1 protein-coding gene is annotated in these 2487 nt (G+C 61.4%); it reads right to left on the reverse strand.

Going from position 1 to position 2487, the window contains the following annotated elements; all coding sequences use genetic code 11:
- The coding region (locus FFS57_RS24625) for an RHS repeat domain-containing protein (RefSeq protein ID WP_137940468.1) at positions 1-2487 on the reverse strand (2487 nt) is incomplete at both ends.

Consider the following 2487-nt stretch of genomic DNA (forward strand, 5'->3'; position numbering starts at 1 on the left):
TAACGTCGCGGGACGGGCAATCGGCTTGGCATGCCGGGTCAGCCCGACCAGCCGGCCGAGGCTGTCATACTGGTTGACGGTGACGTAACCCAGTGCATCCAACTGGTAACGCGGCCGGTTGGCCTGGTCATAGACGGTGAAGCGGCTGCGATCCTGCGCCGCATCGGCTTTCAGCAGCGCTTTCAGGCTGGTTTCATCGGTCCAGCTGTTGGCCACCGGTTGGGCATAGTCGGTGACCTGGATCACATTGCCAGCGGCGTCATAGACCCGCTCGCTGACCTGGCCCAGCGCATCCACGCTGAAGCGCAGCCGTTGTTGGGCGTCGTACAGGCTGCGGGTGCTGCGGTCCTGTGGGTCGGCCTGGAGCAAGGCGGCCAAACTGGCCGCATCGGTCCAGTTGCCTGCTACCGGCTTGGCATAGCGGAGCTGTTGGATGACATTGCCGAAGCTGTCGTAACGGTGTTCGGTTACCACATTTTCTGCCGTCAGCTGGAAGCGCACCCGACCGGCCGCATCATAGGCCAGCCGTTGCGTGTGATCCTGTGCCGGGTTGGCGACCAACAGCGCCTTGAGGCTGGCTTCGTCGGTCCAGCTGTCCGCCACCGGGTTGGCATAACGGATGGTGTCGGTGACTTGACCTAGCGCGTTATAACGGGTTTCGGTGACCGCGCCAGCGGGATTGACTTCGAAACGTACCCGGCCGGCATGGTCATAAGTGGTGCGATTGGTTTGCAGTTGGTTGCTGGCTTGACCCAGGCGCTTGCGCAGTTCAAACACTTGCTGCGCGGCCGGTAGCCCTGCCTCCCCCGCCAAACCCGATTCAATGCGCAGATTGTCGACATAGGCATGGCCGAAAGCGGTGAGATTGGGCGTGGCAAAGCTGTGCATCAGGCAGTCGCCAACGCTGTCCCAGCCACCCGTCTGGGTCGCACTGATGCCTTCCACCCAGCTCTTGCCCTTTTCATACAGGTAAAGGGTCGAACCACTGTTGGAGATATAGTGTTCCACCACATACACCACCCCCGGCTTCGGGACGAAGCTGAGGTTATTCAGGTTCGCGTCACCCTGATGGCTACGCAACCGGCCATTTTCCAGTAACAAGCTGTGGGAGACCGGCTGGCCATTCTTGGTGCCGTGTACCCGCCACATCAGGCTGGCTACGCCATTTTCCAGGGACACTTCCGCCCGGTAACGTACTTGCTGTCCCTGGCTCAGCGAATAGCTGCGACCTTGGGTAGTGGCACCCGGCCAGTTGGCGATTGCGGACGTCCCGCTCTTCAATTCCAAGCGACCGTTGGCGACACGCGCCCAATCCGGTGACGGGGCTTGGCTGGCATCCAGGCGCAGGCCCAGCGAATCTTTGTCAAAGGTCTGTTGCCAGCGTTCGGTGTAGGCCGTGGGGGTGCCGGTGGTCAGTTGCAGATTGCTGATCGAGGCGGTGCCAATGGTTTTGAGATCCGGGCCCGCAAAGCTGTGCCCCAACCAGTCACCGGCCTGGGTCCATTGCCCGGCCAATACCGTGCTGAAACCGTCAGCACGGGCTTTTCCTTTCTCGTAACAGTAAATGATCGACCCGGTGCTGGTGAGCTCCTGCTCGACGATATAGGTCACCCCAGCCTGGAACGACGCACTGATGGCTTTGGTCTGGCCCTGATCGACAATGCGTTGATCGGCTGACATCTGGCCATTGCTGAACAGTAAGCCATGGTAGGCGACCTGGCCATCCTTGATGCCATGTACCCGCCACATCAGCTGCGCTTGCGGGTTGTCGAGCAGGATTTCGGCGCGATACTGCACCGACTGGCTGCTGTTCACCGTCAGATTGAGCCCCCCCAATCGTGCACCCGGCCAGTTCGGCTTGGTCGACGGGCCGCTGACCAATTGCAGCTGGTTATTCACCCAGCGCACACGGTCGGCCTGGGTGGCGTCGCCTGGCGACAGGCTAACCTTGCTGGCATCGGTCTGGAAGGTTTGCAGTACTTGGCGCTGGGCACTGAGGGTACCGATCACCGAGAGCGGCGTGTCGTAACGGGTACTGCTGAGCTGATTGCCCAGCGCATCATAGCGATACTCGGTCAGGTAGCCCTGGCTGTCGATGCTGGCGATGCGGCGACCGGCTTGGTCATACACCGTTTGCTGACGAAGGTCCTGATCCGCTTTCGGGGCCAGCAGGCTGCGTACCTCGTCCAGGGTCGGGGCGGGCTTGCTGAGGCTGATCGGGGTGGCATAACGGGTACTGCGGGTGACGTGCCCGACTGCGTCATACTCAGTCTGTTCCACCGCCCCCAGCGCATCAATACTGAACACCCGGCGGTTGGCGGCGTCGTAGACGTAACGCGTGACCTGCTGGTTGGCATCGGTGACCCGGATCAGGTTGCCGGCAGCGTCATAGGCTTGTTGGGTGGTCTGGCGTTGGCCATCGACCAGTACCGTGTCTTCCAGTTGCCGACCGGCACTGTCGTAGCGGTATTCGCTGCGTTGATCCTG

The sequence above is a fragment of the Chitinivorax sp. B genome, from assembly GCF_005503445.1.
Taxonomy (GTDB): Bacteria; Pseudomonadota; Gammaproteobacteria; order Burkholderiales; family SCOH01; genus Chitinivorax.